We start from the raw sequence: 6935 nt of genomic DNA, 5'->3' as shown, positions 1-6935 counted from the left end.
CGGGCCGCCGTCGTTACTGGCCGATCTACGAGGCGGCCGAACATTACGACATGCCGATCGGCATGCATTCGGCCGCCTATGGCCAGCACACAAACAGCGGCGCCGGCTGGCTGAACTTCTATATCGAGGAACACTATGCCTTCTCGCACAGCCTGCAGAGCGTCGTTACCAGCATGGTCTTCGAAGGCGTCTTTGAACGCTTCCCGAAGCTGAAACTGATCGTCGTCGAAGGCGGTTTCGCCTGGGCTGCACCGCTCGCTTGGCGGCTCGACAAGCAGTGGGAGCGGATGCGCTCCGAGGTTCCGCATGTGAAGCGGCCGCCGTCCGAATATATCCGCGAAAACGTCTGGTTCACCACCCAGCCGATCGAGGAGCCGGAAAACAACCGCCACCTGCTCGACACGCTGCGCTGGGTCGGCACCGACCGGCTGATGTTCTCGACCGACTACCCGCACTGGGATTTCGACGACCCGCGCTTCGCCTTCAAGGTGCCGCTGACACCGACGGAGCACGCGCAGATCTTTCGCGATAACGCAAAGAGCGTCTACCGCCTGCCCTGAACACGGAGTGCTCACATGAACGAAATGGTGAGATCGCTGGGCAACGAGCCCGGACTGTCGACCTTCGGCGGCATCGACTGCGACCTGCATCCGGCCTCGCCGGCGACCGCGACGCTGCTGCCCTATCTCGACGACTACTGGCGCGAAACTTTTATCATGCGCGGCGTCGACCGGATGAGTCTGGCGATGACCGCGTCGCCGCCGCGTGCCCCGATCAATGTCCGTCCCGACTGGAAGGCGGCAAGCGGCTTTGCCGGCGATACGCTGGAGGCCGTCCGCACCCAGGCGCTCGACCCTTTCGGAACGCGGCTGGCGATCTGCAACGTGCTGCACGGCTCGATGATCATGCATTCCGACGACATGGCCGCGGCACTCTGTGGTGCCGTCAACGAGTGGCTGGCGCGGGAATGGCTCGACAAGGAGCCGCGCCTGCGCGGTTCGATCATCGTCTCGGCCCAGAACGCAGAACTCGCCGTCGCCGAGATCGAGAAGCGCGCGGCGGACCCGCGTTTCGTGCAGGTGATGATCCTCGCCCAGAACGACGAGCCGCTCGGGCGACGCCGCTACTGGCCGATCTACGAGGCCGCCGCCCGCAACAGGCTGCCGCTCTGCATCCACGCCGGCGGCAGCAACCGCCATGCGCCGACCGCCACAGGCTGGCCGAGCTTCTTCGTCGAAGCCTATGTGGCGCAGGCCTCGATCTTCGAAAGCCAGCTCCTCAGCCTTGTCGCCGAAGGCGTCTTCCACAAGGTGCCGGACCTCAAGGTCGTGTTCGCCGAAAGCGGCTTCACCTGGCTGCCGTCCTTCTTCTGGCGGGCCGACAAGACCTGGCGCGGCGTGCGGGCCGAAACGCCGTGGGTCACCGAACAGCCGAGCGACATCGTCAAGCGGCATGTCCGCTTCACGCTGCAGCCGGTCGAAGCGCCGCTCGAAACCGATGCGCTCGCCCGCACGCTCGAGCACATCGACTGCGACGACATCCTGCTGTTTTCGACCGACTACCCGCATGCGCAGTTCGAGGGCACCAATGCGCTCTCGGCCAAGTTCGGCGAGACGCTGGCGAAGAAGATCCTGATCGACAACCCGCTCGCCACCTATCCGCGGATCGCCGCGGATTTTTGAGAAGGAGGCCGCACGATGACCGAAGCCCAAACGCTGGAACGCCCGGTCGAGGCGAAGACCAAATACAATCTGATCGACTGCGACATCCATCCGTCGATGAAGACGCCGGCGGAGATGCATCCCTACCTCTCGCAGCGCTGGCGGGATCATCTCGCGACTTATGGCGGCCATACCCGCCAGGGACTGTCCGAAACGCTGTCGCATCCGCGCATGGTGCCGGAAGTCTCGCGCGTCGATTCGTGGCCGCCATCAGGCGGGCCTCCCGGCTCCGACCTGCCCTTCCTGCGCGAACAGCATCTCGACGGGCTTGGCATCGATATCGGTGTGCTGGTGCCACTGCGTTTCAACGCCAGCGGCCAGCGCCATCCGGATTTCGCAACCGCCATCGCCACGGCCATCAACGACTGGCAGGTCGGCAAATTCCTGGAACCGGAACCGCGCCTGCGCGGCTCGATCATCGCTACCCAGGAAGATCCGGAAAACGCCGTCGCCGAGATCAACCGCCGCGCCTCCGACAAGCGTTTCGTGCAGGTCCTGCTGCCCCCGCGTTCGATCGAACCGCTGGGCAAACGCCGCCACTGGCCGATCTTCGAAGCAGCCGTCAGCCACGGCCTGCCGATCTCCCTGCATGTGGGCGGCGTCGGCGGGCATCAGGCGACCGGCGCCGGCTGGCCTTCCTATTACATCGAGGAGCACCACAGCCAGGTGCAGACCATGCAGTCGGTGATCGCAAGCCTGATCTTCGAGGGCGCCTTCGAGCATTTTCCGGAATTGAAGATCTCCTTCGTCGAAGGCGGCTTTTCCTGGGTGCCGGCCTTCGGCTGGCGCATGGACAAGGCCTGGGCCGCGATGCGCGACGAGGTTCCGCATGTGAAGCGGCCGCCTTCTGAATATCTGAAGAACAACATCTGGTTCACCACCCAGCCGATGGAAGAGCCGAACCCGGCCAGGAACCTCACGGATACGCTGAACTGGATCGGCACCGACCGGCTGATGTTCTCGACCGACTATCCCCACTGGGATTTCGACGATCCCCGCTACGCCTTCAAGGTGCCGCTGTCGGCGGCCGAAAAAGCGGCGATCTTCGCCGGAAACGCTGTCAACTTCTATGGATTGAACTGAGCATGGCCCGTCACGTAATCGCCAAGGTCGATGAACTCGATATCGGCAAGTCCAAGCTGGTGAAGGTCGCCGGCCGCGACATCGCCCTCTTCAACGTCAAGGGCGAGTTCTTCGCCATCGCCAACCGCTGCCCGCACGAGGGCGCCGACCTCTGCCGAGGTCAGGTCGTCGGCCTCGCCGAGTCGGACGAGCCCGGCAAATACCGCATGACGCGCCATGGCGAGCTCGTCCGCTGCCCCTGGCACGGCTGGGAATTCGACATCCGCACCGGCAAATCCTGGTGCGATCCGGCGCGCACCCGCGTCAAGAGCTTCGACGTGTCCGTCGCCAAGGGCGGAGCGCTTGCCGAAGGCCCCTACCAGGCCGAAACCTTTCCGGTCTCCATCGACGAGGACTACGTGATCGTGGAGATCTGACGACCCTGTCACAAGCGAATATTCTCGGGAGGAAAAAAATGTCGCTCATCACCAAACTGGCCGGGCTCGCGCTCGGCGCGATGCTCTGTAGCCCAGCGCTTGCGCAGGATGCCGACTGGAACAAGGTGGTGGAAGCCGCCAAGAAGGAAGGCACCGTCACCGTCTACAATTCCCAGCTCGGAGCCCCGAACTTTCTCGCCGTTACCGAAAGCTTTCAGAAGAAATACGGCATCAAGGTCGAGTCGCTTGATCTGCGCGCCAGCGAACTGACCGAGCGCCTGCGCGCCGAACAGGCCGCCGGCCGCTTCATCGCGGATATCCAGATGCATTCGGCGAACTCGATCGAAACCGGCGTCACCCAGGGCACGCTGGTCCAGCCGCTCGGCACGATCCCGAACGTCGCCAATATCCGCGAGGACATGCGCAAGGAGATCACCGACACCCACGTGCCGGGCTTCCTGCAGGCCTACGGCATTCTGGTCAACACCAGCCTGGTGAAACCGGAAGACGAGCCGAAGAGCTGGAAGGACCTCGCCGATCCCAAATGGAAAGGCAAACTGCTCTCCGACGACATGCGCCCGCTCGGCTCCGGCGGCACGATGTTCGTGGTCTTCAACAAGGCCTTCGGCCAGGCGTTCAACGAGAAGCTGGCGGAAAACAAGCCGGTCTTCAGCCGCGACCTCCGCAACGATGCCAAGCGCGTCGCCCGTGGCGAATATCCGATCTACATGCCGCAGATGTTCGCCTTCGCCAACGACCTGAAGGGCCTGCCGATCAAGGTGATCGTGCCGCCGGAAGGCGTGCCCTACGTCTCGATCCATTTCGCGATGATGAAGAATGCACCGCATCCGAACGCGGCAAAACTGTTCATCAACCACTTCCTCGACATGGAATCGCAGGTCACCTACGCCAAGGCGTGGATGCTGCCGGTCGCCAAGGGTGTGGAAGACCAGCTCGACCCGGAATCCAAGCGCTTCGCCAGCGCAAAACTGCTCGGCACCCGAGAGATGAATGAATACGGCCCGATGATGGATCTGGCCAAGAAAATCTATCCGTAGGGGTCTTCAAGACCCCAAGGTCCTCTCTGCCTGGATAGACGAAAAGCGCGGCAATCCCTCTTGCCGCGCTTTTTGCTGAAGCATGTGCCCCGAAACTGGAAGCCGGTTTCGGGGCAACGACATACGCGTCAAGGAGATCAGATCATTTCCAGCGCCAGCGCAATGCCCTGGCCGCCGCCGATGCAGAGCGTGACGATACCGCGCTTCAACCCGTCGCGCTGCATCGAATGCAGAAGCCGCGTCGTCAGGATCGCGCCCGTTGCGCCGATGGGATGGCCGTGCGCCACCGCCCCGCCTTCGACATTGGCGATATCCTCCGGCAGGCCGAGCCCTTTCAGGACCGCGAGCGGTACCGCCGCATAGGCCTCGTTGATCTCGATCCGCTCGATATCGCCGATCGTCCAGCCAGCCCGTTCCAGCGCCTGGTTGACGGCCGGAATAGGTCCGAGCGCGAACATGCCGGGCTCGACCGCGGCAACGCCATAGGACACCAGCCGCGCCATCGGCGCCAAGCCCCTGGCTTCAGCAAAGGCCCGGTCGGCGACGATCATCGCCGACGCGCCGCTATTGAGGCCCGGCGCATTGCCGGCGGTGATCGTGCCGTCGTCGCGGAAGGCTGGCTTCAGCTTCGCAAGAGCTTCGATCGTGGTATCCGGCCTCGGCGTTTCGTCGGCGGCAAAACTCTTCACGCCACCCTTCACCGGGAGGTCGATGCCGACGATCTCGGCTGCGAACCTGCCCTCCGCTTGCGCGGCACTGAAACGCTGCTGCGAACGCGCCGCCCAGCGGTCCTGGTCCGCGCGACTGATCTGCTGGGAGGCAATCATGTCCTCCGTGTGCCAGCCGGAATGTCTGTCCGAAAACGCATCGTGAAGGCCGTCGAGCAGCATGCTGTCGAAGATCTCCGCATGGCCCATGCGATAACCCCAGCGGCCGCCGCTCATCAGGTAGGGCGCGCGGTCCATGTTCTCCATGCCACCGGCAATCGCTGCCCTGGCATGGCCGAGCCAGATATCCTTGGCCGCACTGGCAATCGCCTCGGCACCCGAACCGCAGACACGGTTGACGGTGACGGCCGGCACCACGACCGGCAGACCGCCATGGATCGCCGCCTGCCGCGCCGGGTTCATTTTGTTGCCGGCCTGGACGACATTGCCCATCACGACCGAGGCAACCTCGGCGGCGCTGAGGCCGGAGCGCGCGATCGTCTCGCGGATCACCGCGGCGCCGAGATCGACGGCCGCAATGCCGGCGAGCGAGCCGTTATATTTGCCGATCGCGGTGCGGACCGGCTGGACGATGACGACTTCGGACATGATGGTTCTCCTAGTTTGCGTTTTCATCGAAGCGGCGCAGGATGACGCTGGCGTTCACACCGCCGAAGCCGAACCCATTGGACAGCGCATATTCGACATCGGCGTGACGGGCCTGCGGACCGATGAGATCGAGCCCTTCGGCGAGCGGATCGGGATCTTCGAGGTTGAGGGTCGGCGGCAATATGCCGTCACGCAGCGCCAGCGCGGTGATGATCGCCTCCAGGCCGCCCGCGGCACCGAGCAGATGCCCGGTCGCCGATTTGGTCGAGGAGATCGCCGGGCCGTTATTCGTGCCGAAAACGGACTTGATCGCAGCGAGCTCGCCCGCGTCGCCGACCGGCGTCGATGTGGCATGCGCGTTGAGATAACCGATCGCTTCGGGTTGAAGCCCTGCCATCTGAAGAGCTCGCTGGACCGCCCGTTTTGCCCCTGAACCATCGGCCGGACCCGCCGTCAGGTGATAGGCGTCAGCACTGGTGCCGTAACCGACCACTTCGACGAGCGGTGCTGCGCCACGCGCCAGCGCATGTTCGAGGGTCTCGATGACGACGATGCCGGCGCCCTCGCCCATGACGAACCCGTCCCGCGCCGCATCGAACGGTCGCGACGCCTTCTCAGGCGTATCGTTGAATGCGGTGGAAAGACCGCGCGCCGCCGCAAATCCGCCAAGTGCGACGCGGTTGATGCAGGCCTCGGTGCCGCCACAGAGCGCCACATCGACTTCGCCGCTCGTGATCATCCGCACGCCGTCACCGATCGCCTGAACGCTTGCCGCGCAGGCCGTTACCGGGGCGCCGATCGGCCCCTTGAACCCGTAGCGGATGGAGACATGGCCGGCTGCGAGATTGACGAGGAACGATGGCACGGTAAACGGCGATAGCCGACTGGCGCCACGGGCATCCACCGTGCGCACAGCTTCGGCGATCGTATGAAAGCCGCCGATGCCGGAGGCGATGATCGTCGCGGTGCGGTCCTGCTTGTCGTCGGTATCGGCGACCCACCCGGACTGCTCCAGCGCCTGCCGCGAGGCTTCGAGCGCAAAGGCGATGAAACGGTCCATCTTCTTGCGATCCTTGTGCGGCACCGCGAGATCCATATCGAAGCCGAACTCGTCCTCGTCGATGCCGGGCACGACGCCGCCGACCTTGGCGTCGATATCCGGCACCATGTCGTCAGAAAGCCGGCGCAGGCCGGAACGTCCCTCGATCAGGCGTTTCCAGCTGGCCTCCACGCCGCTCGCAAGCGGCGAGACCATGCCCATGCCGGTGATCACTATTCTGTCGCTCGGTCTTGCCGGCATGTTTCACCTCGATTTAAATTTTGATCATCATATAACGCCCT

The 6935-nt window shown here is 64.1% G+C and carries 7 protein-coding genes; 5 read left to right on the top strand and 2 right to left on the bottom strand.

All coding sequences use genetic code 11. From position 1 onward, the window contains the following. The 5 genes from PMI07_RS25550 to PMI07_RS25530 all read left to right on the top strand — a co-directional run. Positions 1 to 560: amidohydrolase family protein (locus PMI07_RS25550; protein ID WP_024164150.1), on the top strand; the 560-nt coding region annotated here is incomplete at its 5' end. Positions 561 to 575: 15 nt separating this feature from the next. After that, positions 576 to 1682 carry an amidohydrolase family protein gene (locus tag PMI07_RS25545; RefSeq protein WP_007765209.1) on the top strand — a complete coding sequence of 369 codons (1107 nt, stop codon included), beginning with the start codon at positions 576 to 578 and terminating at the stop codon, positions 1680 to 1682. 15 nt (positions 1683 to 1697) lie between these two features. Further along, positions 1698 to 2804, top strand: coding sequence for an amidohydrolase family protein (locus PMI07_RS25540; RefSeq protein WP_007765210.1), 1107 nt, complete (start codon positions 1698 to 1700; stop codon positions 2802 to 2804). A 2-nt stretch (positions 2805 to 2806) separates the two neighbouring features. Beyond that, positions 2807 to 3220, top strand: a complete 414-nt coding sequence (locus PMI07_RS25535) for a Rieske (2Fe-2S) protein (protein ID WP_007765211.1) — start codon at positions 2807 to 2809, stop codon at positions 3218 to 3220. 38 nt (positions 3221 to 3258) lie between these two features. Further along, on the top strand, positions 3259 to 4278 hold the full coding sequence (locus tag PMI07_RS25530) for an extracellular solute-binding protein (protein ID WP_007765212.1): 1020 nt from the start codon (positions 3259 to 3261) through the stop codon (positions 4276 to 4278). 137 nt (positions 4279 to 4415) lie between these two features. Here PMI07_RS25530 and PMI07_RS25525 read toward each other — a convergent pair whose 3' ends face one another. Together PMI07_RS25525 and fabF are read right to left on the bottom strand one after the other, a co-directional pair. Then, positions 4416 to 5594, bottom strand: a complete 1179-nt coding sequence (locus PMI07_RS25525; protein ID WP_007765215.1) for a thiolase family protein — start codon at positions 5592 to 5594, stop codon at positions 4416 to 4418. Between the two features lie 10 nt (positions 5595 to 5604). Beyond that, positions 5605 to 6894 (bottom strand): beta-ketoacyl-ACP synthase II, encoded by a 1290-nt coding sequence (gene fabF, locus PMI07_RS25520; RefSeq protein WP_007765218.1) that lies wholly within the window; start codon positions 6892 to 6894, stop codon positions 5605 to 5607. Between the last annotated feature and the right edge of the window lie 41 nt (positions 6895 to 6935).

Origin of the sequence: Rhizobium sp. CF080 (genome assembly GCF_000282095.2) — a bacterium.
Classification (GTDB): domain Bacteria; phylum Pseudomonadota; class Alphaproteobacteria; order Rhizobiales; family Rhizobiaceae; genus Neorhizobium.
Note: the sequence above shows the minus strand (reverse complement) of the source record. Positions and strands in the feature narration are given on the sequence as shown.